22 protein-coding genes are annotated in these 22,572 nt (G+C 57.0%); 11 read left to right on the top strand and 11 right to left on the bottom strand.

The genetic code is table 11. The annotated features are described in order from the left end of the window. The first annotated feature begins 13 nt into the window (after window positions 1-13). The 4 genes from IEV00_RS09750 (at window position 14) to IEV00_RS09735 (ending at window position 4,986) form a co-directional block, all read left to right on the top strand. A complete protein-coding gene (locus IEV00_RS09750) occupies window positions 14-1,381 on the top strand; it encodes a nucleobase:cation symporter-2 family protein (RefSeq protein WP_188360178.1) in 1,368 nt (455 codons plus the stop codon). Between the two features lie 16 nt (window positions 1,382-1,397). Then, complete coding sequence (locus tag IEV00_RS09745) at window positions 1,398-2,954, top strand: NAD(P)-binding domain-containing protein (RefSeq protein ID WP_188360177.1); 1,557 nt, start codon at window positions 1,398-1,400, stop codon at window positions 2,952-2,954. A 233-nt stretch (window positions 2,955-3,187) separates the two neighbouring features. Continuing rightward, window positions 3,188-3,901, top strand: coding sequence for a DUF6318 family protein (locus IEV00_RS09740; protein WP_188360176.1), 714 nt, complete (start codon window positions 3,188-3,190; stop codon window positions 3,899-3,901). 170 nt (window positions 3,902-4,071) lie between these two features. Further along, window positions 4,072-4,986 carry a hypothetical protein gene (locus tag IEV00_RS09735; protein ID WP_188360175.1) on the top strand — a complete coding sequence of 305 codons (915 nt, stop codon included), beginning with the start codon at window positions 4,072-4,074 and terminating at the stop codon, window positions 4,984-4,986. 428 nt (window positions 4,987-5,414) lie between these two features. On the opposite strand, the gene IEV00_RS09725 is transcribed toward IEV00_RS09735, so the two are convergent. Next, window positions 5,415-5,960 carry an arsenic metallochaperone ArsD family protein gene (locus IEV00_RS09725; protein WP_188360174.1) on the bottom strand — a complete coding sequence of 182 codons (546 nt, stop codon included), beginning with the start codon at window positions 5,958-5,960 and terminating at the stop codon, window positions 5,415-5,417. A gap of 180 nt (window positions 5,961-6,140) precedes the next feature. Here IEV00_RS09725 and IEV00_RS09720 point away from each other — a divergent pair, with 180 nt between their 5' ends. Then, window positions 6,141-6,677: a PTS sugar transporter subunit IIA gene (locus IEV00_RS09720; RefSeq protein WP_229723183.1), complete on the top strand. Its 537-nt coding sequence runs from the start codon at window positions 6,141-6,143 to the stop codon at window positions 6,675-6,677. A 93-nt stretch (window positions 6,678-6,770) separates the two neighbouring features. On the opposite strand, the gene IEV00_RS09715 is transcribed toward IEV00_RS09720, so the two are convergent. The 7 genes from IEV00_RS09715 to IEV00_RS09685 all read right to left on the bottom strand — a co-directional run bounded on the left by IEV00_RS09715 (window position 6,771) and on the right by IEV00_RS09685 (window position 13,801). Further along, complete coding sequence (locus IEV00_RS09715) at window positions 6,771-7,874, bottom strand: SMI1/KNR4 family protein (RefSeq protein WP_188360173.1); 1,104 nt, start codon at window positions 7,872-7,874, stop codon at window positions 6,771-6,773. A gap of 360 nt (window positions 7,875-8,234) precedes the next feature. After that, window positions 8,235-9,206 (bottom strand): cyclase family protein, encoded by a 972-nt coding sequence (locus IEV00_RS09710; RefSeq protein ID WP_188360172.1) that lies wholly within the window; start codon window positions 9,204-9,206, stop codon window positions 8,235-8,237. Beyond that, window positions 9,199-9,429, bottom strand: coding sequence for a hypothetical protein (locus IEV00_RS09705; protein WP_188360171.1), 231 nt, complete (start codon window positions 9,427-9,429; stop codon window positions 9,199-9,201). Before IEV00_RS09705 ends, IEV00_RS09710 begins: the two co-directional genes overlap by 8 nt. Window positions 9,430-9,437: 8 nt before the next feature. Next, window positions 9,438-10,775 (bottom strand): TRAP transporter large permease subunit, encoded by a 1,338-nt coding sequence (locus tag IEV00_RS09700; protein ID WP_188360170.1) that lies wholly within the window; start codon window positions 10,773-10,775, stop codon window positions 9,438-9,440. A gap of 72 nt (window positions 10,776-10,847) precedes the next feature. Next, a complete protein-coding gene (locus IEV00_RS09695; protein WP_188360169.1) occupies window positions 10,848-11,084 on the bottom strand; it encodes a hypothetical protein in 237 nt (78 codons plus the stop codon). Next, complete coding sequence (locus tag IEV00_RS09690; protein WP_188360168.1) at window positions 11,081-12,448, bottom strand: TRAP transporter large permease subunit; 1,368 nt, start codon at window positions 12,446-12,448, stop codon at window positions 11,081-11,083. The genes IEV00_RS09695 and IEV00_RS09690 overlap by 4 nt, the downstream gene beginning before the upstream one ends. A 3-nt stretch (window positions 12,449-12,451) precedes the next feature. After that, on the bottom strand, window positions 12,452-13,801 hold the full coding sequence (locus tag IEV00_RS09685) for an RraA family protein (protein ID WP_188360167.1): 1,350 nt from the start codon (window positions 13,799-13,801) through the stop codon (window positions 12,452-12,454). Between the two features lie 175 nt (window positions 13,802-13,976). On the opposite strand from IEV00_RS09685, the gene IEV00_RS09680 reads away from it, so the two are divergent. After that, a complete protein-coding gene (locus tag IEV00_RS09680; protein WP_188360166.1) occupies window positions 13,977-14,723 on the top strand; it encodes an IclR family transcriptional regulator in 747 nt (248 codons plus the stop codon). A 398-nt stretch (window positions 14,724-15,121) separates the two neighbouring features. Here IEV00_RS09680 and IEV00_RS09675 read toward each other — a convergent pair whose 3' ends face one another. Continuing rightward, window positions 15,122-16,177 carry a ferredoxin family protein gene (locus IEV00_RS09675; RefSeq protein ID WP_188360165.1) on the bottom strand — a complete coding sequence of 352 codons (1,056 nt, stop codon included), beginning with the start codon at window positions 16,175-16,177 and terminating at the stop codon, window positions 15,122-15,124. Between the two features lie 83 nt (window positions 16,178-16,260). Here IEV00_RS09675 and IEV00_RS09670 point away from each other — a divergent pair, with 83 nt between their 5' ends. From IEV00_RS09670 to IEV00_RS09655, 4 genes are all read left to right on the top strand, one after another. Next, window positions 16,261-16,680: an RNA-binding S4 domain-containing protein gene (locus IEV00_RS09670; protein ID WP_373868241.1), complete on the top strand. Its 420-nt coding sequence runs from the start codon at window positions 16,261-16,263 to the stop codon at window positions 16,678-16,680. A 51-nt stretch (window positions 16,681-16,731) separates the two neighbouring features. Then, window positions 16,732-17,760, top strand: a complete 1,029-nt coding sequence (locus IEV00_RS09665) for a GNAT family N-acetyltransferase (protein WP_188360164.1) — start codon at window positions 16,732-16,734, stop codon at window positions 17,758-17,760. A 150-nt stretch (window positions 17,761-17,910) separates the two neighbouring features. Next, a complete protein-coding gene (locus IEV00_RS09660; protein ID WP_188360163.1) occupies window positions 17,911-18,501 on the top strand; it encodes a GNAT family N-acetyltransferase in 591 nt (196 codons plus the stop codon). Window positions 18,502-18,592: 91 nt separating this feature from the next. Continuing rightward, on the top strand, window positions 18,593-19,975 hold the full coding sequence (locus IEV00_RS09655; RefSeq protein WP_188360162.1) for an MATE family efflux transporter: 1,383 nt from the start codon (window positions 18,593-18,595) through the stop codon (window positions 19,973-19,975). Window positions 19,976-19,978: 3 nt separating this feature from the next. Here the strand turns inward: IEV00_RS09655 and IEV00_RS09650 are convergent, their stop codons facing one another. Then, window positions 19,979-20,476, bottom strand: coding sequence for a GNAT family N-acetyltransferase (locus tag IEV00_RS09650; RefSeq protein WP_188360161.1), 498 nt, complete (start codon window positions 20,474-20,476; stop codon window positions 19,979-19,981). A gap of 67 nt (window positions 20,477-20,543) precedes the next feature. Then, window positions 20,544-21,371 (bottom strand): PhzF family phenazine biosynthesis protein, encoded by an 828-nt coding sequence (locus IEV00_RS09645; protein WP_229723182.1) that lies wholly within the window; start codon window positions 21,369-21,371, stop codon window positions 20,544-20,546. A gap of 75 nt (window positions 21,372-21,446) precedes the next feature. Between IEV00_RS09645 and IEV00_RS09640 the strand changes: the two genes are divergently transcribed. Continuing rightward, window positions 21,447-22,418 (top strand): TPM domain-containing protein, encoded by a 972-nt coding sequence (locus IEV00_RS09640; protein ID WP_188360160.1) that lies wholly within the window; start codon window positions 21,447-21,449, stop codon window positions 22,416-22,418. Window positions 22,419-22,572: the final 154 nt, after the last annotated feature.

Here is a 22,572-nt window from a genome sequence, read left to right as displayed (position 1 = left end):
AAGGATTCAGATTATGTCGATAACTCTCAATCGCTCAGAAAGCGCGGCACCCATCACTCTGCCAGAGAATGAAAAGCTCCCTCTGGGGCAGAACATTATTCTTGGCCTTCAGCACATTCTCACTATGTACGGCGGAGTCATTTCTGTTCCGCTGATTGTGGGCACAGCTGCAGGTCTCGAGACAGCCCAGGTTGCGGTGCTGATTGCTGCAGCACTCTTTGTTTCAGGTGCAGCCACCATTCTGCAGTCTTTGGGCATTCCTTTTTTCGGTTCCAAACTACCTCTGGTACCGGGGGTCTCTTTCGCGGCAGTTTCTACCATGACCACCATCGCCAGCGGTGACGGCGGCCTGCAGTCGGTCTTTGGCGCCGTGCTGATAGCCGGGATCTTCGGCGTTGTGATTGCACCTGTTTTCTCAAAGATTGTGCGCTTCTTTCCCACTGTTGTTACAGGAACCATCATCACCGTTATTGGTGTCTCCCTACTCCCGGTGGCCGTTCGATGGGCCATGGGCGGCATAGCAGACGCACCCACCTACGGGGCGCCGTCCAACATTGCACTTGCGGCAGTAACTCTCGTTTTCACCTTGGCTTTCTCCGCATTCAAGAAGCTCTCTAAGCTGGCCGTGCTGCTGGGTATTTTCTGCGGAACTATCGTTGCGGTGCTGACAGGCCAGGCATCATTCGAGAAGGTTTCACAGTCGGAAATTTTCGCCTTTCCTGCCCCCTTCGCCTTTGGCCTACCCACTTTTGAAATTGGCGCCATTATCTCTATGTGCGTGGTCATGATCGTGATCATGACTGAAACTACCGCAGACATTCTGGCAGTGGGCAAGATTATCGGCACCGACGTCAACGAGAAGCGAGTGGCCGACGGCCTGCGAGCAGATGCTATCTCCACCGCAATCTCGCCCCTCTTCAACTCCTTCCCCGCCTCCGCTTTTGCGCAGAACGTAGGCGTGGTAGCCATGACCGGAGTACGCTCCCGCTTTGTGGTCGCCACCGGCGGCGGAATCCTGGTAGTTCTGGGGCTACTGCCCATTCTTGGCGCGGTTATTGCATCGGTTCCCTACCCGGTACTGGGTGGTGCGGCCATTGTACTCTTTGGCTCTGTCGCAGCCAGCGGTATTCAGTCCCTGGCCACTGTTGACTACTCCAAGGGAAAGAACTCACTGATCGTCGCAACTTCCATTGCCTTCGGCCTGATTCCCATCGCGGTTCCCGCTTTCTACGATCAGTTCCCCACCTGGTTCGCCCTGATCTTCGACTCGGGTATCTCAGCAACCGCCATTGCCGCTTTTAGTCTCAACCTAGCCTTCAACGAACTACCCAAGTCTTTCTCCACCTCAAAAGCAGCGGTCTTAGCCCCCGCCGCAGAATAAGAAAAGAGTTATAGCCATGACAATCCAGTACACCGAAAATACAACAGAATCAGCGGTAGCCGGCGAAGCGTCGTCTTACTATACCCCTAAAGCCCTCGAAAACCTGGCGGTGCTTGAACAGCGGGTACGCGAAGACCTTGAAACCACAGCCCACGCACACCAGTGGGTGCCCAGCAAACCTGGCCTTGACTTCAATGTGCTGATTGTGGGCGGTGGCCAGGCCGGTCTAGGCGCGGCTTTTGCGCTCAAACGCGAAAACATTGACCGCGTGCAAATCTTTGAAGCGGATACTCGCGATCACAACGGCTGCTGGATTAACTACGCCCGCATGCACACCCTGCGCAGCCCCAAGCACATGAAGGGAATTGAGCTTGACGTTCCTTCACTGCACATTCGCCGCTGGTTTGAAGCGGTTTACGGAGCTGAGGCATGGGAGCGAATTAAGCTGATTCCCCGCCTCGACTGGAACGCCTACCTGCGCTGGTACGAAAAAATGACGGAGGCCCCTGTGCAATACGGCACTCGAGTGGTAGCCGTGCATAAGCCCGCTACACCTGAGGCTCCTTTTGTTGTGGATGCTGAGGTCACCGATTTGAACGGTCACATTAAGCTAATCAGTGTAACGGCACAGCGGGTTATTTTTGCCTTGGGCCTCACCGGCGGTGGAGCTATCAACGTACTACCGGAGATTAGCACGCTACCTTCAAACCTGTGGGCGCACACGCAAGATCCCATTGATTTCAAGGCTCTGGCTGGCAAGAAAGTGCTGGTCGTCGGTGCTGGGGCCTCGGGTTACGACAATGCCGGAACAGCACTTGAGAATGGTGCTGCTCAGGTTAAGGTACTCATGCGCCGTACCGAAGTCCCCTCTCACAACCCGCTTCGCTGGATGGAGTTTCCGGGCATGCAGGAGCACTTCTTCGACCTCACCGACGAGCAGAAGTGGGAGTTCTCCACTTTCAACGGGGGCCTGCCCCAGCCGCCCACTCAGCACGCAATTTGGCGCTGCTTTAACCACGAGAATTTTGAGCTGGTGCGTGGTGCTACCGTAGCGCGCTACGAAATTAAGGACGGCGCCGCAGCGGTTACAGCAGTTATATCAACTCCCGAGGGGGAGCGGGTAGAGGATTTTGATTTCGTTATTTCAGCAACCGGTTACAAGGTTGATTTAAGTCAACGCACTGAGCTGGCAGAATTCATCGATGACATTCTGCTCTGGGAAGATGTTCACGAGCCAAGCCGCAAGCACCCCATGGGCAAAAATCCCTACCTGGGTGATGCTTTCCAATTTACGGCTCGCCCCGATTCCGAGGCTCCCTGGCTTAACCGTTTGCACCACTTCTCTACCGCCGCCCGAGCCTCAATGGGAGTGACAGGTAATCAGCTTTCAGGAATCTATGGCGGCATTAAGCGTATTGGTTGGTCGATTTCTAGCGACATTACCCGGGAGAACTGGGGATCTTTTATGAGTGACTTCCGGGAATTTGAGGCTCTAGAGATTAGTTCGGTCGGTGCCCACACCGAGGCCGATGGTTGGTATCCGCAGACCAGCAGGTTTGGTGTGGGGCACTAGTGACATGCTAAATGGCAATTTTGTATTAGGTAGGGGTGAGATCCTGCGGTAGGCCCTTAGAGCGCGGCCGGGGTACCAGACACCGGCATTAGGAAATTCGGGTGAAATCACCAATTAACCCCACAAACAAGCCATTTGGCAGAAACAACCACTACACAGAAGGTGATATACGTTACTCTATGAGGTGATTACTCGCACCCACACACCACGTAACCACCCGGAGAACCTCACCCATGAACACACCACACAAAGCGCCCCTGCCCCTGGTCTTTCTCGCCCTCGCCAGCCTGACCCTGGCCGGCTGCGCCTCCTCTGAAGCAGGGCAAACAACCCCAAGCGAAGCCAGCGCAAGCACCTCAGCTTCAGCCGAAGCTATCACTGACTCTTCAGCCTCTGCCCCAGGCGCCACCTCGGCAGATTCTTCCGCCGGTGAGCAGAAATACTCCGGTGGCTCCAAGGCCCCTGCCGGTGAGTACCGCGCTGCTGATGAGCATGGCCCGGCTCAGAATGTGCCCAAGCCGAAAGAGCCGGAGGGAATGCATGTGGAGTCAACGGAGGCGATGGAGAAATTCATCTACTACTGGGCATCATCTCGTAACTTTGCCGTACAAACCGGAGACATAACTTTTGTAGGAAAACAGGTCTCTTCTGACTACAAAGAAGAGGCAGATACCTACGCAAACTGGAAGGCTCTTTACGCATCTGGCGGGTGGGCAGTTGGAGGTGAAATAGAACCCCGCCCATATATGGATGGAGTTATCTCTCATGGAGATGGATACTACTCAGTTCCCATTAATTACTTAATGAATGATGTTGCCTATTTTTCAGAGGGAAAGGTAACAACTTACCATCTGGCCGATGAAGGAAAACGGGGTTTTGAGCTGAAAATCCAATTCGCTGATGATGGCAATTGGTATGTGATAGATCAACTAGTAGTGGGTCAGTAACCATGGCACCAAAACTTCGAGACATGGTACCTTTAGCCATTCTATTCCTGACTTGTCATTCAATAACCATGCCTGCTTTTGCGGCAGATGCACCTACAACAGTTATCGAGAGTGAATCATCAACAACTGATTCAGGATTTGAAGTTCTCATACGCAAAACAGAACACCTAATGTCAGGAGAAGCCCCACCTACTTTTAAAGCGTCACACGAAAAGATACCTTCAAGCAATAACCTTGAAAGTTCATCTTTCAGTTCTGTAGGTCCATCCCTCATCCTCAATCGACCTCAAAACGGTGCCACCGCCCTCACCCCCAGAACCACCACCAACGGCCACAAAGGCACCCCCGACATCACCCGAGGCACCACCGCCCTTGACGGAGCCTCCTGCGTCACCCTCAACGGCACCGGAAAAGCCGGACGCCTCACCAGAATCCCCCTCCCCATCAGTGGCGACACCACCGGCACCGACTCCTACAACACCGACGACGCCGGCAACTACGCCTGCATCACAGACAACACCCCCACTAGCGAACAAGCCACCACCAATAACGGCGAAAAAATCAACAACCAACAACCACCCCAAGAAATCACCCTCACCCAGCAAGACCTCCAGAACCTCCCACTACCCGCCGCTCAACTCCACCAAGACCAAGCACCCCACACCCTCAAAAACTACAACACCAACATCTACGCCCAGGCCACCACCGGCACTTTCACCGAAACCATTGCCGGCCAAACAGTAGAAATCAAAGCCACCCCCATCTCCTACACCTTCACCTACGGCGACGGCACCACCCTTGGTCCCGTCACCAATCCCGGCCATAGCGTCGGCACCACCTGGGACGTCAAAACCCCCACCTCCCACCAATACACCCAGACAGGCACATACCACTACACGGTCACCACCGACTACCGGGGGGAGTACCGGGTTGCTGGTGAGAGAGGCTGGCGCGTGATTCCCGGTAGCGCCAGCGTCACCAGCCCGACTCAGAGCCTGCAGGTCTGGCGGGTGGAATCAGGCCGAGTAGCGGAGGATTGCAGAGCTGATGGACAGGCCTGGGGATGCGGCCCTGCTGGTGAATAGGAGAGCGGGTGCCTGCGCTTATGGCGTGTATTTTCTTGGGTGTAACCGGCGGCTAGGTGTAGGGCCATCCGGGGGTGCCTTTTCTGAGTCTGACCAGCAAGTGGCCCCGGGATCGGTTCTTTGGCCACACCCGGGACCACTCGCCGGTCAAACAGAGGCGGGAATCACCTCTGAGGTCACCGCACCCGGGGCCACAGGGCAAAGCTGTAACTTTCTGGGGTGGCAGAGCAGGGGTCACCCCTTAGATAGCCAACGTAGGGTGCTGCCCCGAGACGCTAGCCGTTTCTGCCGCTATTAAAACGGCGCTGGATCCCAACAATATTTTGACACCGGGGCGCTCGATTTAATAAGTCCTCGCCGAGTGGTGGATTTTAGGCTTAAAATCACGGGATTTTAAGCCTAAAATCCACCACTCGGCGAGAGAGCAATTAGCCTTCGCCAGCCCTCAAAGCTGATTCCGAGCCACTCGGTAGCCCCTGCCCAAAATCTCCGCCCATCAGGTTGCGGCGGTTGCCAATATCGGGGCCACCGGCGGGGCGCTCGGTAACCCCTGCCAGGGTTGCGGCAAAGCCGGCTGGCTCCATTGCGGGGGCGGTAGTGACGTCGGCGCCGCCGGTACCGCAGGCGGTAGCCGCTGCCGGAAGCTTCTTGGGCTTAACCGAGCGTGCTTTAGAAAAGCGTTCCAGCTGCTCGCGATCTGGATAGTTGAAGGAGACTTTCACCGCGCCGTCCACCAGCAAAATCGGCAGCACTTCGTGCCCCGAGACCTCAATCTGCTCAGCCACCGGCACGCACTGCTCAAAGGCAGAGGGGTAGGAGTCGGTGGAGTACACCGCGATGTCTAGCCCGGAATCGAGAAGTTCCTGGGCGGTTTCAAGAAATTCGGTGCGGTCGGCGTCGTTGGGATCATCGGGGTTCTCGCCGGGGCCGGGAATGAAAACCTCGAGTTCGGCCGGGTCGGTAATCTCAGCCATGTGCGCTCCTTCGTTCAAGCTGTACTCACATCTAACGTTACCGCCGCAACCAATATTTCGAGAAAGCGCGAAGACGGTTCCAACTCTCGGAAAAATTGCCCAATCAGCGAATAAAAACTGTGCCCGTTACGCAAAGAGGGTAGTCTCTTAGTTAGATACAACACTTCAACGCAAGGAGTAATGATGTTCGGCTTCGGCAAGAAAAAGAAGGCTGAAGAAGCACCCGCACCCGCAGAGGCAACGCCGGCAGGTCCGCTCGGTGAAGAGCTGGTTGCCCCGGCAACCGGCACCTACAAGCCTCTGACCACCGTCGCTGACCCGGTTTTTGCCCAGGGCATGATGGGCGAGGGCTTTGCGGTTGACCCCTCCGAGGGCACCGTGGTTGCCCCCGTAACTGGCGAGATTGCGCTGCTGCAGGACTCCCTGCACGCTTTTATGATCCGTTCTGAGGACGGCGCCGAGGTACTCGTTCACGTGGGTATCGACACCGTGGAGCTCGGCGGCCGCGGTTTTACCTCCACCGCGGAGATTGGCCAGAAGGTCACCGCCGGTGAGCCCCTGATTACCGTGGACTGGGCCAAAATTGAATCTGAAATTCCCTCCAAGGAAGTCATGGTAATCGTGACCAATTCCAAGGCTTTTGGCGTGGCACGCGACGATGAAACCCAGCGTCCGGTAACCGCCGGCGACAAGGTGGCAAACACCGTTAAGAAATAGCGGTTAAGCCCCGTTTTCAGCATGAGGGCGCCAGCGCATTTATTCTGCGCTGGCGCCCTCATTATTGTGGAAACCGGGCTCTGCTCTAGCAATTTAGCCCAGGAAAAACCTCTTCAAAGCCGTTTTGAAGTTTTTTCCGTTCTCCTGGGCCACCGCCTCGCGGCAGGTTTGCGGAACGTTGTCGGTCTTTGGAGTTGGCTCTTCTGAGAGCTCTGTATCTGTCTCTAGCTGTTGCTGAACTCGCTCGGTGCGTTCCTCAGAGTGGGTTCCGAAAGCGCTAGTGGCAAAGTCTTCTGCCAGACAACGTTCGGTGGCGTTCAGCTTGTCTGCATTGTGGGTTTCAAGCTCGTGGCGAAGGTCTTTGATTTCATCTTCGGGATCGTCAAAATCCAGATCGGAAGGTTGGCTGGTAGCCAGCTCCTCGGGAATCGTCTCCGGCTCCGGGGGCGTCACAGGCGCCGTCCCAGATACTGTCTCCGGGGCTCCCGCTACGACGGTAGATAGCCGAGCAGCGTCGTCCTTAAAATTCTCGGTCCAAACGCCGGCGACAAAATCTGACAGAGACTCGGCAACGAGGAAAGGTGCAGCGGCAACGTGAGCCGGGCGGTCAATTATCTGGCCTACCGCCCCGCCTTCTTCCGGGTCAAGATCGACGGCGTAGAGATTTTCGGAGTCGTGGGCAATTTCAACCCAACCGGGGTTGCTCAGCTGGGTTTTAACCGCGGAGGGCTCCGGTTCTTCGGGTAGCTGCCCATCTTCAGGCAGTGCACCGGTAGCGAATTCGGCACCAAAAGTGGCGCTCAGGCCGGAGGCAAGAATCTCACCGTAGGGCCCCTCGGCAATCGCGCCCTCACGCACCAGGGTGCGCAAGAACCGGACTTCGGGCAGGGTTTCTCGGAGCTCTTCGGCGGCCTGCACCTCTTCGTGGGTGTAGCCCTGACGATGACCGCGCTCAATGAGCGCCGTGCGTAGCGCCATGCCGTTGTTGTCTGCTCTGCGGAGTGTGGGGGTGTTGTTCATAGTTGAGGACGTCGCGCTTTCGGCGTCTTGTGCAATTTTCTGGGGGAGAGTAGGTTCAACCGAGCCGGGGCCTCCGACATTCGAGCGTGCAGACCCATCGCCGCCGGGAGCTGAATATTTTTCAAGGAAGGCGGCGAGTGTAGGGATATTCGATGATTTGTCCCCGTGGAGAGTCATGGTGCCATTTTCTCACATAGCCGCCTGGGAACGGTGGAAGAGGCTGCGGTGGGATTAATTGTTTGGGCTATTGGTTTGGCGCTCGGGTGTGGTTTCACGTGAAACGTCAACCAGTTCTTGTTGTTTTAAGGACGACGGAGGGTGGGGGTTGCTGTGGTGTTGCCTCTCTGTTTGACCGGCAAGTGGCCCCGGGCGCGGCCAAAGAACTGCTCCCGGGGCCACTTGCTGGTCAATTACCTGCCATCCAGCCGGGCAGGATGCGAACGTACCCCCTGACCCAGAAATCACTCTGGAACAGGGAACTTAGCAGGCGCTGACAGCGCTGTATTCAAAACTGGGCGCGAGGAAGGTAGCAGAAAGCTACACCAGCACCATCGCGTTTGCCGGGGAGCCCGTGGCGCCTACAACGTTCAGGGGCTTCACGGTAATCATTGCTTCCCACCGTTTGATGGAAGCCATATAAGAAGAAAGAGTGTCTACTTTCCATAACTCGCCAATGGGCATACCCAGCTTGGCGAGTAGCTCCTGGTGCATCATTCCCCTGTCATTAGGGGCGCTCTCTTTGAAAGGGGAATAATTAACGGGTGGCAGGCATTCCAAAGCAAAGTTATCTGTAGCGACCAAAGCTACTTGGTGGTCCCATAACCACTCTAGGAATTCAAGCGACTGCTCAATTCCCGAAGAGCGCCGGGTCTGCGCCTGGGAGCGTCTCTGAGCGGTGGGCATCGAGAGAAACCACTCTGCCCAACCGGTTCGGATAATGAGGATATCGCCGGGTTTCAACTCTGTTTTCTGGAAATCCAAAGCAGAGACAATATCGGTAAGGGGAATTGCCTCGCCCGCCCCATGGTCAATAGGGCGGGAATCAATATCTCGAAAACGAGCCAGGTCAGCTAGAACGCACCGGGTTACTAGGGGCTCCTCTGCCCAGTGCTGAACGCCGATTTCGCGAGTTCCCGGCGCCACGACGTCGTCCTTAATACCGTTGTAGAACCCCAGTCCATCAGCGCGGCGGTGGCGTAACCCGTCAACCTGAGAAGAGCCCTGAAGATAGTATCCGTTCAGATAATCATCGCGATGGGCGGGGTGGTTTCCGTAAATAACGTGCTGAGGTGCTTCGCGCTTGACCGACATGCCTGGGTCAAAAGCATCAACGGGGTAGTCAAGGTTGAAGATTCTCCCCTCAAGCACCAAATCTTTAGCCTCTAGAACTTTCTGAGGGGTAATAAAACTGGGTGTGCCCCGATCTGGGTTTTCAAAAATTCCCCAGGAGGTACCAGACAGTTTTCCCTCTCGCTGAAGAAGATCTGCATAGGTGGGGTAGTTAGGCATTGTTCTCTACGTCCTTCCGCGTGTAGCTCAGTAGGAAAGCGCATATAGCGCTGATAGAGGCCAGGATACAAACGGGAATCACGAAGGAACTACCGAGATAGGTCAGCATCGGCACGTTGGCGATAGCGATGCCCAGGGTCTGCCCGAGCACAATAACAATTCCACCTATGAGTGATAGCCCAAAGCAGATGACAAAGAGAAATTCTAAAGTTTTCTTGATCATTTTTTCTCCTAGACAGGGAGGACGCCGAGAATAACGAGCACTCCAATAGCCAGCAGAGGGAGCGCGTAGTAGAGCATCATGCGGGTGAACTGCTGTATGGGATTTACGTTGGCAATGCCGCAAGCAACATAGAGAGGCGGTCCACCCGGAGGAACCGCAGCTTCGCAGGAGGAGAAGATGAGGGTTGCAACCGCTGCTGTGGGTGCCGGAACTCCGGCAGACACCAGGGTTACTACGCCGACGGTACCCACGGCTGCCATCGTCGCGGTAGAGGAGAGCGGCGCGGCTACAGCAATAACAATGACGCCGACGAGGATAGCCAGGAGCCACAGGGGTAGGTGCATCTCGGAGAGAAGGCCGGTGAGTTGATCTGACAACCCCGTTGTTGCGAGCGCGTTTGCCCCGGCGAAACCAAAGAGAACAGTGATTCCAACGGTGGTAAAACGGGGAACAGATTCGAGAATGAGTTCTTTCCAGCCGCCGGGGGAGCGGGGTAGTCTCTTGCTGCCCAGAAGCAGGCCGAGAAGAACCAGTACCACGGGAATCCAGAGAACAATGTTGATTTCCTTAGATAGGTCGGTGCCAGACCATGAGGAAAGCGCGCGGTAGAGCGGGCCAACCGTTAGCAAGAGCGGAATACCCACACCCACAAAGATGGAAAGGGTGCTCCACCCCTGGCGGAAAGAAGGCCCGAAAGACATGCGGTTCTCCGCAGATTCTGCTTCCATACGGGACTGCCGCACAAAGATGAAGGTCACAATAAGGCGATGTAGAACGCACCAGAGACCGCCAAAAATCAGGGGAACAATAAGGTCATTAACGTTGAGGATGCTGCTTACCGTGGTTGAGCCAACCAGCGCAAACATAGAGGCACTGAAGGGGAAGGTGATTCCCATGCCGCCGTTGCCCGCGATGAGGGAGGCGGCGCGGCCTTTATCCATGTTGCTGCGGGTCATCCAGGGAATGGTTACGGCGCCGACAGTTGCGGAAATTGCGGCTTGATTATGGACGACGCTGCCCAGGCTCGCGGAGGCAAGGGTTGAGACGTAGGCGGGGCCGCCTTTAACGCCACCAAGAACAGAGTTCAAGAGGTTGATGAGTTTTTCCATGACCCCGGCTTTTTCAAGAAGAAAGCCCATGAAGACAAAAATCATGGTGGAATAGACAATTTGGTCGGTCAGAGCATCGTAGAGAGAGCTCCAGCCAACGGTGAGGATGTCTTTGCCCGCGAACAATATAGCAGCGATAAAGCCAAGAATCATTGCCTCACCTACGCTGCGCTTTATCACGGCGCACCAGCCGATGATAACGACTAAGTAAATAATAAGTGCCCATACGCCAATCATGGTCACTCACTTTCTAGGAGGGGGTGGGCACCGCAGAGGTGCCCACCTAAGGAATGTAGAAGTTAGTTTTTTTTACTGGTTTCTTTTAGTGCCCTCTGCGTTGTACACGATGAAAGCAAAAATCCCGGTAAAAACAGCCAGAATAATACTGGGGTGTTCTAGGGTCTCTTCTGCCCAGTCAATCCAGCTGGGCTGGGCAAAAATAAGGCCGATAATTTGTGTAAACACCAGGGTGAATGCCACAGCCAAAAACAGGGTTAGCGCAATGGTGTAGAGGACTCTAAAAAGTTTGCTGATGTGCTGTTTCATAGTGCTGCACTCATTTCAGACGTAGGTACCGGGGCGATACCGATTGCAATCAGTACTCCCAAAATGAAGATGGGTAGCACGTAGTAGACCAGAAGGGGAATGAAGGTGCTTTCTGGTTTTGCTCCGGTGATGCCGCAGGCAACGAAGATTGATCCGGATGCCGGAGGTGAAGAGCCCTCGGTTGAGGCGAAAACCAGCATGGCGGTTACCGCTAGGAGCGGATTTACTCCCGCGCCGATGAGGGCGAAAAGAGAGACCTGACCAACTGCTGAAAGAGTTGCTGTTGAGGAGAGGGGCCCGGCTACCAAAACCACGAGAAGACCAACCAGGGTAACCAGCAGCCACAGCGGAATGTTGACGCTTTCGATAATTCCCTCTACGTCGCGGGACAGGCCGAGAATATCCAGTACTTCACTGGCTGCGATAGCGAAGAAAAGCAGAACGCCAATAGTAAAGAACTGCGGAATGCTGCTCTCCATGAATTCCCACCATCCGCGCGCTGTCTTGGGAAGTTCTTTCCAGCAGACAATTGCGGTAATGAGAATTGCAAGAATAGGAATCCACTTAATGAGCGAGATAGAGTCTAGTGATTCACCGTATTTTCCGGTGGCTACCAGCGCGTTTGCCAGGGGGCCAACGGTAACCGCAATTGGAATGAGAGCACCCAAAACGATAAAGAGGGTGGGCCAACCGTTCTTCAGGGCTTGCGCGAAGGGGATTTGGTCGTCACCGGATTCATTCTTGATTCCGTCTTTATAGACGAACCAGAAAGTAAGTATTAGGCGCCAGATAACCTGATAGATACCGGCTACCAGAAGAGCCAAATACACCTGGCTAGTAGTGACTAGCGAACCGGCAAAGCCAATCATGATAATCATAGATGCACTGGGTGGCAGTGCGGCTCCCAGCCCCGCATTTCCGGCAATAACCGTTGCAGCTCGAGCCGGTGACCAGCCCGATTTGACCATCCAGGGGCCGGTGATAGATCCCGATGCGGCCGCGTTTCCGGTATTGGATCCGCCCACCAATGCTCCCATCGCACCGGAGGTAGCGGCATCTACCAATGCAGGGCCACCACGAACCTTGCCGATCGAGGAGGAAAGAATCTGCACCAGACGGCTAATGGCACCGGTTTTTTCAATAAAGTGGGTCATGAAGACAAAACCGGCTGCCGCGTAGAGTACTTCTGAAGTCGATGCTTCTACCACGGCTTCAACTGCTACAGAAGGTGCATTGAAGCCGGCGAAAAGTAAGGTTCCGAGAAAGCCCAGGATCATCGCTTCGCCCATATTGCGTTTAGCAACAACATTCCAAATAACGATGATGGCGATAAATACTGCCAGGGCAATAAGTGCTATAGGCATGGATTATCCCTCGTTACGTGCTTCCAAGATGCCCTTCATTCTGCGAGCTTCTTCTGCCAGTACTTCCTCACCGCCGCGGACTGCCTTTTCAAGGTCTGCGGGGCTAATAAAACAGATGCCGTCAGTATCTGCCACAACATAGTCACCGGGATGGCAGACGGTTCCGCCAATAGAAATATCGGTGTTTACTCGGAAGGGGCCGTGCTTGTAGGGGCCTGCCGGTGACTGGCCTGAGGCCCAGACGGGGAATCCCATGGCCTCCAGGTCGTCGCGATCCCGCACCGCGCCGTCCGTAATAAATCCAAGGATTCCTCGGTTGATTGCCCGGTTGGCAATTAGCTCTCCCATGAGTGCCCTGTCTGAGTGGCCATCGCCTGCTACAACCAGCACGTCACCGGGCTGGGCCACCTTGAGCGCGGCATGTACGCCCAGGTTGTCGCCGGCGTGAACGTGTACGGGTAGCGCACGGCCAACTAGGCGGGGTGCATGCCAAATAGGTTTAACGGAAGAATCCGCGAACCCGAGCCGGTCTCCGCCGTCACCAATTGCGGCGGTGGGTAGCTCTTTGAGTCGGGCGAGGAGGTCGGCCTCGCGGGTGGCATTAGCCGCTTTTGCGTGGAGCGCCAGGGCGCCAGCGGTAACCGGCCAGTCGGGGCGGGCTTCCTTGAGCATGGCGAGAGAGTCTGCGACTTCGTGCTGACGGCGCACAGCGTGCAGCTTTGTTCCGGATTCAAGACGGGCCACAATCGAGTCGTCGGGCACGTACTCAGCGATGACCTTCAGCATGGTCTCCCTATCGCCGAAGTGTTCGGCGGCGTCTAGCGCCTCGGTAATGAGCGCGCCCAGACCCTTGGCGAAGACGCTGCGCAGGAGCTTTCGGCTAGAGGCGTCGCCCACCACTGTGCTGATAGCTTCGGCGTTGCCGCCGGCTTCATTGAGTAAGGACGCCGCCCGGTCGGCTGCTGCGCCCGAAAGCGCGATGGGTGCCTTCTCTTTGTTGGCGGGTACGGAGCCCATCACCGAACCATCTGAGAACTGGCTAGCCTTCTCTCCCAGAGCTGTTTCGACCGCCTGCTTGAGGCTGGGCGAGCCCGAGTTGAGGTCAACATAAACAGCTTCGGGCCTGAGGGATGAAGCGACTTCGGCGGCCACAGATTCTGCGAATCGAGCGGTTACAAGACTCAGCACAATGTCTGCCTTGGCTACCGCCTCACCGGCGCTGTTGAAGCGCTCCACACCGGCGGGAGTTTCAACGGGGGCGGGGTCAAAGGCGAGAACTTCTTGGCCTGCTGAAATGAATCCTGCCGAGAAGAGGCGGCCTGCTTCGCCCAGGCCGAGCACTGCAATTTTCACGGGTAAATCTCCTTTGATTTATCATTCAGTGATAGCTACTACCGTGTAGCGATAAGTTAAAAGATTATAGTGATGGGCGTCATAAATCTGTCAAGACTATTTCACGGAGTATTTAATCTTGGGGAGTCCCGTTGGATAATGGGGGTGGATCGCCGTAAACATGAGGAGTAACGCTGTGGCAGAGTCAAATCAGGGGCGGACATTAGACCGGGCTTTGGCCATTCTTGAGCATCTGAGCACCTTAAATTCACCGGCTAAATTGAGCCATATTGCCAAAGAGACCGGTTTGCACGTTGCCACTGCGCAAAGAATGCTGAACCATCTTATTGACCGCAGCTATGTAAATCTCACGGAGGCAGGCTACACGCTCGGCGCTGCTGTTTTGCCGCTGGCCTGGGCTTTTACCTACCAAGACCGCACTTCGGCGGCAGCTTTTCCTCTTCTGACTTCAATTACGCAGAGCACGGGATTTACTTCCAGTGTGTTTGTGCAGTCTGGCGAAAGCCGGGTCTTAACGGCCCGCGTTGAGGCACCTAGCCCCATGCGTTATCAGCTGGTGGTGGGCCAGCGGATGGGTCTGAGTGTTGGCGGAGGAAAGGTCATCTTGGCGTACATGCCGGAGAAGGCCCGGGGGGATTTTCTGGAGCGGTATGAGGGGGAATATCTGAGCACCGGTGTGAGGCAGACCCGTGAAAAGCTTGAGTCTGATTTGAAAACCATCAAGCAGCAGGGCTACTATCTCAGCTCCTCAGAGAGGGATTTGGGAACTATTGGCCTCACCCTACCCTTCTGGAATTCGAAAGGTGTTTTTAGCGGCACCGTCAATGTGGTGACCCACGATGATTCGTATTCTGTAGATGATATTTTGGCCTGCAGACGCCAGTTGGCTGAGGCTGCTCGTATGTTGAGCTTGCAGATCTAGACCTGCTCGATAGTTCCCTTTGGTTGATTATGTGCAAACTAGTTTGCACATAATCAACCAAAGGGAACTATTGGCAGGGGCGCGGGGCGGTGTAGAATCCCTAGTAATAGCAAGAGTGCTTAGCAATCTTGCTCGAAAAGCACCATAGAGGAGGCCTCATGGCTGAATTTGAGAACAGCGAAGACGACTACAGCTTCGACCCCAAGGACAACCCCGGCAAAAAGGCATCTGACCTCAAGGGCAATTCCAAGGCGGGCGAAGACAAGCAGCAGAAGTAGTCTCCGGCTCGCACAATAGGCGCCGACCTCTCTTTCGGAATCTAAAACAGACCGAAAGAGAGGTCGGCGTCTGTTCTTTAAAGAGCAAAGCCGCCAGGAGCGCTTAATCTCCGGTGCAAGCTAGTGCTTGAGCTCATTCACGCTCAGAACCTGCATGGAAGAAACCATTTTCGGCTTCTTCCCACAGGATTCCCGCACCGGTCCCACCTTCTCTGCGGCAGTAGCCACCTGCCAGCGGCGCCCGTCCCGGTGCCGCACCAGCGTCAGCTTCGCCTTCTTTTCTAAGGACGGCGCTGCCCCGGCTCCCGCACGCTGCTGCGGCGTGGTTCCCGCCGTAATAGCGGAATCTTGAGAATCATCTAACAAGTCAAAAGAAAAAGCGTCGGCATCGGGTTCTTCGCCGGTATCAAACAGTGCCGACCGAACCGCAATTTCTGCCACCTGTTGCTCCTGGGTTAGGCAGGCTCGCCCGCGCAGGTTGGCCAGTGAGGGAACGCCGGTTTCTTCCAGGCAAACGGTAGCGGCCAGGGCGGTCTCGGGAGTCAGGCGGCCGTAGGTATAGCCGCTGGGTAGCACCAGGCCGGTCGGTGCAAAACGGTGGCCCGAAAGGTGGGAGCACTCCCAGACCGTGCCATCGGGTCTCAGAGAGGCGAGGTAGCTGGCAATCGGCCGTCCGCGCAGGGCACAGCACTGATCGCGCCGAGAATGGGCGCAAATCAGGGTCACCACCTGGGAATCCCAGCGCTGAACTCCGGGTATTTTCTCCGGGGTCTTGAGCGGCAGCGAAAGCAATTCTTCTGGCCCCGAGACTGTAAAGGTAAAAAGTTCCTGTTGCCTCGGGCTGGTGCGGGCGATGAAGACCCGCCGGGCGGCGTCGTCCTGCATTCTCGCCGACCCGCGTGAACCCGGCTTTCGAATCAGCACAAACTTGTAGTCTCCCGCCTTTTTGACCGCAGCGCTCACGCGGGTGGCGAGATCGCGGTCGAAGGCGGTGCCGTCGAGAATATCGCGACCCCAACTGCCCGGCTGTTCCAGGGCGAACCAGTTTTCCGCGTGGGTGGCTGTACCCGCGATACTGCCCGTCTCGGAGGTTGAGCAATTCTCGGCAGGCACGGGTGGAAAACGCACGCTCGCCAGCGCCGCCTGCGATTCGGGGGAGTCAAAAGTCAGAGCCATAACCCCCAGTTTATTCTTGCGGGAGGGCACCCTGGCAAGCGGGAGCGCGAGGGAGCTTCGGAGCACCCTGCTAGCCTGGTTGCATGGCAGAGATGGATTCCGGTACCAACAAGGCAGGCGCTGAACAGCAGACCCCCGTGCGCATTGACGTGTGGCTCTGGGCGGTGCGTATCTTCAAAACGCGCTCGCTCGCCAAAGATGAAGTCATCGCGGGTCATGTGCGAGTCAACGATGAGCATGTGAAGCCCTCGCAGAAGGTAAAACCGGGAGACATCATCAGGGTGCGCTATCCCGGCTGGAAGCGGGTTTTTGAGGTGAAAAAGACCCTGACCAAGCGGGTGGGCGCTCCGGTGGCGGTGACCTGCTACAACGATCTTTCCGAGCCCCGCCCCGCCTATCTCAGCAGCGGCGTGCTACCCCGCCGAGACCGCGGAACCGGTCGCCCCTCCAAGAAGGAGCGCCGGGAGCTCGACGAGCTGCGCGGCTACACCAAGGGCTACTAGTAACTGCCAGGAGTCTGGTTTTCTCGCTCTCAACCCCTTAGGGTTATGCCTATGACTCAATTCACAATCCGCGCTATCAATCTCGATTCCGACGAAGAGATGCGCCAGCTCAACGAGCTTGCCCGCGCCGATGATCTCGACATGATGGGGGTCTCCACGCCCGTTACCGTTGAGCAGCGGCGGGCGGGCCTCACCGAGTCGAGTTTTCGGCGGGACTTCCGCTGGGTTGCCGAGACTGAGGGTGGGGACGGCGCTGGGCAACTGGTCGGAATCGGGCTGGTCTCCCTGCCGCTGGAGGAAAACCTAGATACCGCGCAGGTGGCCCTGGCAATTCACCCGGATTTTCGCGGCAGGGGAGTGGGTTCTGCCCTGGTCGATAAAATTCGCGAGAAGGTTGAAGAGAGCGGCCGGGAGCGCATCAGCACCTGGGGTTGGGCGCCGGCGGGGGCCGATATTTCCTCTGCCGAGCTGCCCTGGAACAAGATTGCCTCCCGCCTGGGAGTCGAGGCTAAGAATACCGCCACCTTTAAAGGCCTGGATTTGCCGCTTTCCCCTGCCGTTAGCGAGGAGATAGAAAGCGAAATTGCCGGGCACACCGGGGATTATCGCCTAGAGACCTGGACCTCTGGAATCCCCGAGGGCCAGCTAGAAAACTACGGGGTGGTGCTCCGCCAGCTAGACCTCGATGAGCCGACCGGCGCCGTCCAGAATGAAGCCCCCGTCTACACCGCAGAGCGGGTGCGGGAGATGCAGCAGTGGCTAGAGGCAAGGGGCATGCGGGCAATCATTACCGTAGCCTTTGCTCCCGACGGGTCAATCGCCGCCCAGACCGAAATTAATTACAGCGGGGTAGAGGGAAACACCGTGGCTTTTCAGGAGAACACCCTGGTGATGCCCGCCCATCGCGGCCACCGGCTGGGCACGGCGGTGAAGCTGGCCAACTACCGGGTACTGGCGCAAGAGGCGCCCGGGATTGCCAGAATTTTTACCGGTAACTCAGACTTGAATAGCCACATGAACGCTATCAATGATCGGTTTGGCTTCAAACCGGTCTATACGGAGATTGCTTATCAGAGCTAGGTTCAGATGAGTGGTCAGGCCCTAGTGCCAACTGACCCTCTCACAGGGTCGCTTCGCTCCCACCGTGATTCACGCCAGCCCCAGCCAGTTGGCTTACGGGCCTGACTACCCACCTGGCGTATTCTCTGGGCAGGTCGTACTCTATTCAGCATGACTGTTTTTGTGCGCCCCGCTACCCTCGATGACCTTCCGGCGCTTGTTGCCCTGGCCCAGACCACCTTTCCCGATGCCGCGCCAGATGATTTACCCGGCCCGGCCGTTGATTCCTTCATTCGGGAGAACCTGGGTGAGTCTAACTTCCGCGAGTTTGTGACTTCGGAAGACTGGCGGGTGAACGTGGCGGTGGCGCAGGACGACGCCGCCCCCGGCGATACTCGCCTGGCGGGTTTGGGCGCGGTGGGGCTGGCCCCTCAGCAGGCTGAGGGCACACTCATTGGCTACACCCTTCTGGGCCTGAATACCGAGAACAATCCGGAGCAGGTGGCCGGTGCTGCCTACCTGAGCAAGTTCTACCTGGCCGCGGAATCTCGAGGAACCGGGGCGGCCAAGGCCATGATGGACAGGGTCTTTGACGATGCCCGTGAACTGGGCTTTACCTCTGTGTGGCTGGGTACTGCGAAAGCTAACCACCGCGCCAACGGTTTTTACACCAAGGCTGGTTTTGAGATTGTGGGGGAGCGGGAGTTTCCGCTGACAGAGACCGTGGTGGGTGACGACTATATCCGCTTGGCGACCCTCTAGGTCACTGGTGCAGAAAAACGGTTTTCGGCTGCGAAGTTGACGCCGAAAACCGCTTTTCTGCACCACCGAGACGCCGAGTAGAGTGGAAGGCATGACAAGCCGCTCCCAGCAAGCCCAGCCCCCTAGCTCTCAGGGAAAGAAGAATCCCAGCCTCAACCGCCAAATTTTAGCCCTGGCGCTGCCGGCTTTTGGCGCGCTGATTGCCGAGCCCCTCTTTGTGCTGGGCGATACGGCGATTGTGGGGCATCTGGGCAGCAACCAGCTGGCGGGGCTGGCCCTGGGTTCCAACGTGGTGCAGACCGTGGTGGGCCTGATGGTCTTTCTCAGCTATTCCACTACTCCGGCGGTGGCGCGGGCCTTCGGCGCGGGGAACCTGAAAGCAGCCTTTACTGCCGGGCGCAACGGCATGGCGGCGGGTTTGCTCACCGGCGCGGTGCTGGCGGTGGTGGGTGCCTTCACCGCCACGCCCCTTCTCCGGGCACTTGGTGCCGAGGGCGAGATTCTCACCCAGGCGAGAACCTACCTTTTACCCAGCCTGGCGGGCCTGCCCGGAATGCTGCTGGTTCTGGCGGCGGTGGGCGTGCTACGCGGGCTGCAAGACACCAAGACCCCCCTCTACGTTGCCAGCCTCGGCGCCGCGCTGAACCTGGGTCTGAGCTGGCTTCTGGTCTACCCGGTGGGCCTCGGTCTGGCAGGCTCGACTATAGCCACCGCCGCCCTGCAGTGGGCAATGGGCCTGACCATGTCGGCTATGGTGCTGGCGGGCATGAAAAAGCACGGGGTGGGTCTGCTGCCCGAGAGAAAAGGTCTTGTCTCGGTCTTTTCCCTGGGCTCCTGGCTCATGCTCCGCAATCTTGCCATGCGCGCTGCCCTGCTGCTGACCGTGGTGGTGGCAACCCGGCAGGGTCCCGAAAATCTAGCGGCCTACCAGCTCATGTCGGTCTACTTTAGCTTTCTGGCTTTTGCGCTGGACTCTCTGGCAATTGCCGCCCAGGCTCTGCTCGGAAAAGAAATGGGTGCCGCTGACCTCACCTCGCAGACCGGCCGCGCCGCCGTCGTCCGGCTGAAAGATTCGCTGGTGCGCTGGAGCCTGACCTTCGGCGTGGTCACGGGGGCGCTGACCCCGCTGGTGGGTTTCTTCGGCGGCTGGATGTTTACCTCCGACGCCCGGGTTCAGCACCTCTTCGCCCTGGCCCTGCTGGTGGTGGCGGTGGGGCAACCGCTGGCCGCCTACGTTTTTGTGCTGGACGGCGTGCTCATCGGCGCTCAGGACGCCCGCTATCTGGGCCTTGCCTCGGTGGTTAACCTGGCCACCTACCTGCCCATGCTAGCGGCTGTTCATCTGATTTTTAGGGGTGAGGACGCCGCCACGGCGGCTTTTGTCTGGCTGGTAGTCTCGTATGTTTTAGGTTATATGGGCGCGCGCGCCATCACTTTAGGATGGCGCGCGCGGCAGGGTGTTTGGATTCGTTAGGTTTTAGAAGCGGATTTCCATCACGGTGTAGTTATCGGAGTCTGACTCAACGTCGGCCAGACCAAAGCCCTTGTGCTCGTAAACCCCGCGGGCCTGGTGGTTGCCGGAGCTAACTGCCAGAGAGATTCCCGGCGCACCGATTTCTCGGGCAAGATCGATTGCTGCCTCAAGCAGCTGGGAAGCAAGTCCGGTTCCCCTAAAGCGAGGTTCAATAGCGATAGCGAGCTCGGGGGTGCCCTCTTCGATAAAGCCTGAGCCGTGCAGTTCGGCAGAGCCCCACAGCAGCCACACGCCGCCGGCGGGAACATTACCCGCCCAGGCGACGAAACCGCCGTCTACCGGGTCCCAATTTTCAACGTAAAAACGGAAATCCTGATCAAACTCGGGGGTAAGTTGAGCAGTTTCATCGCCAAAGGTGTCAGTCAGAAAATTCAGGCGCGCTATAAAGGTGCGGTCTGCTTCTGAAGTAGGGCGAAGTTCTAGGGGTGCGTGAGATTTCATGCCTTAAATTTTAGGTTGAAGTCTGGAGGTATCCCGGGCATTTCGGGGGTAAAGATTTAGTAGCGAGTCACACCTCAAGTTCTCCCCGAACACAAACCCGCACGTCACCGCCCACCCAGAGCTGACCGGCGTCGTCCTGAAGGCGGATGACGCCCGCCCTGCCGCGCGCGGTGCCCTGGCTGGCGGTGTAGACGGCGGGTACAAGGTTGCGGGCGCGCATCCACTGGGCAAGGGCCCCGTTGAGGGAGCCGGTGACGGGGTCTTCTGAGACTCCCGTGAAAGCCCGAACCTCATAGGCGTGCTCACCCTGTTCAAACATGCCAGCCACCCCGATTTTCAGCGGGGCGCTACCGACGGGGCAAAGGGCTCTCACCTTCTCGGCGCTTTCTAGCTGCACCATGGCCCAGCCGGGGCCGTTGTCGCCCCAGGAGTGAGCCAGAATCTCATTTTTTGTAATTCCAAGAAATTCTGTGACCTGATCTAGCTCTACTTCGTTCAGCGGGCCCTCTTTAATCAGCGGGGGAGTGGCGAAAGCGTAGCCGCTCTGCTCGGCCCTGATCTCAACCAGTCCGGCGGCACACTCCTGCTGAATAACCCCCTCGTTGCGCGGAATTCCGCCCAGTTGCCTCCACACGTGGGCGCTACCCAGGGTGGGGTGCCCGGCAAAGGGTAGCTCGCTGGCGGGGGTGAAGATTCTAACCCTGTAGTCTGCCTCGGGGTTTCTTGGCTTGAGCAGGAAGGTGGTCTCTGAAAAGTTGGTCCAGGAGGCAATCGCCTGCATCTGCTCGGTGGTGAGCCCATTGGCGCTAGCCACCACTCCCAGCGGGTTACCCGTAAAGGGGCCGGTGGAGAAAACGTCAACTTCAAAGTAGGGCAGGGAGCTCATGCAGACCATTCTATAGGGGCACCTTCATCGCTGAGTGCTGCATCACTTTTGCTAGGATAGAGGCACTTATGCGAGGAAGGAACCATGACTATCTCAACCGCCCGCACGTTCCACAAACTCACCGCTTTGGCCCTGGCCTCTGTAGCGCTCGCCGGTTGTGCGTCGTCCGGCGAAAGTAAGATTCCTGACCGCCCGGCGCAGGGCAATATTCTCGATGAAGCCGATATTCTCACCGATTCTGAGGAGCAGCGGCTCAATGCCAGCATTGACGAGCATAATGCGCAGGACGACGCCGCGCGGCTGGTTATTCACACCTATAGTGAAGATCGCGGTGAGGTCAAAGACTACTCGGCTGCGGTGGGTAATGCCTGGCAGATTGGCGATAACAACGGCCTGCTGATTTCGGTGGATATGGAGAATCGCGAGCTGTATGTCTCGATCTCTGATGAATCGAGCGTGACCGATGACCAGGCGCAAGAGGTGGTTGACAGTTCTCTGACCCCCGACTTTGAAGACGGTCGCTATTATCAGGGCCTAGAAAAGGCAGTCGATGACCTCTACACCTTTGCCTCCGGTAATACTCCGGCGGCAATCGCTGAAGAGCGAAAGACAGAAAATATCGTACTGATAGTGGTCTTTAGCCTTATTGGGTTATTCGTGGCTTTGGTTCTGGGGTGGGCCTGGCTTGAGCGTCGCAAATGGAACCGCATCGCAGATCGGGAAATCGCCGAGGCTCAGGCGGCTGACCCGAGCCTTGAGATTACCGATGAAATCACAAAGGCCTACCGCTCCTACCGCCGCCACCATAAGAAACCCCCGGCTCAGGGCGAAGAGGAGTTCAACCAAAAACGACGGGAGCAAGCCGCAGAAGATGGTGCCGAGTACACCCTCTATGCGGGAAATTTTCAGACCTGGATACCCCTCTACTTCGCCTCACCTACCCTCTATTCGGGAGCTGGCACTAATCCCTCGGGTGGCGACTTTGGTTCTGCTAGCGGATCGTCCTTTGGTGGGGGTTCAACTTTCTCGGGCGGGGGAGCTGGAGGTAGCTTTTAGGTTCTTCCGAGCGCTCGGACTTGCGCGCCTCATTCCCGGGAGACTGTCGATTTTTGGTCATTATGACCAAAAGTTAAGTCAGCCAGCTTGGTTTTTTCGAGGTCAAAGTTTTGCCTAATCAGACAATGGTTTTTAGGAAAAAATTTGTAACCCT

The organism is Rothia aerolata, assembly GCF_014635585.1.
Classification (GTDB): domain Bacteria; phylum Actinomycetota; class Actinomycetes; order Actinomycetales; family Micrococcaceae; genus Rothia; species Rothia aerolata.
Note: the sequence above shows the minus strand (reverse complement) of the source record. Positions and strands in the feature narration are given on the sequence as shown.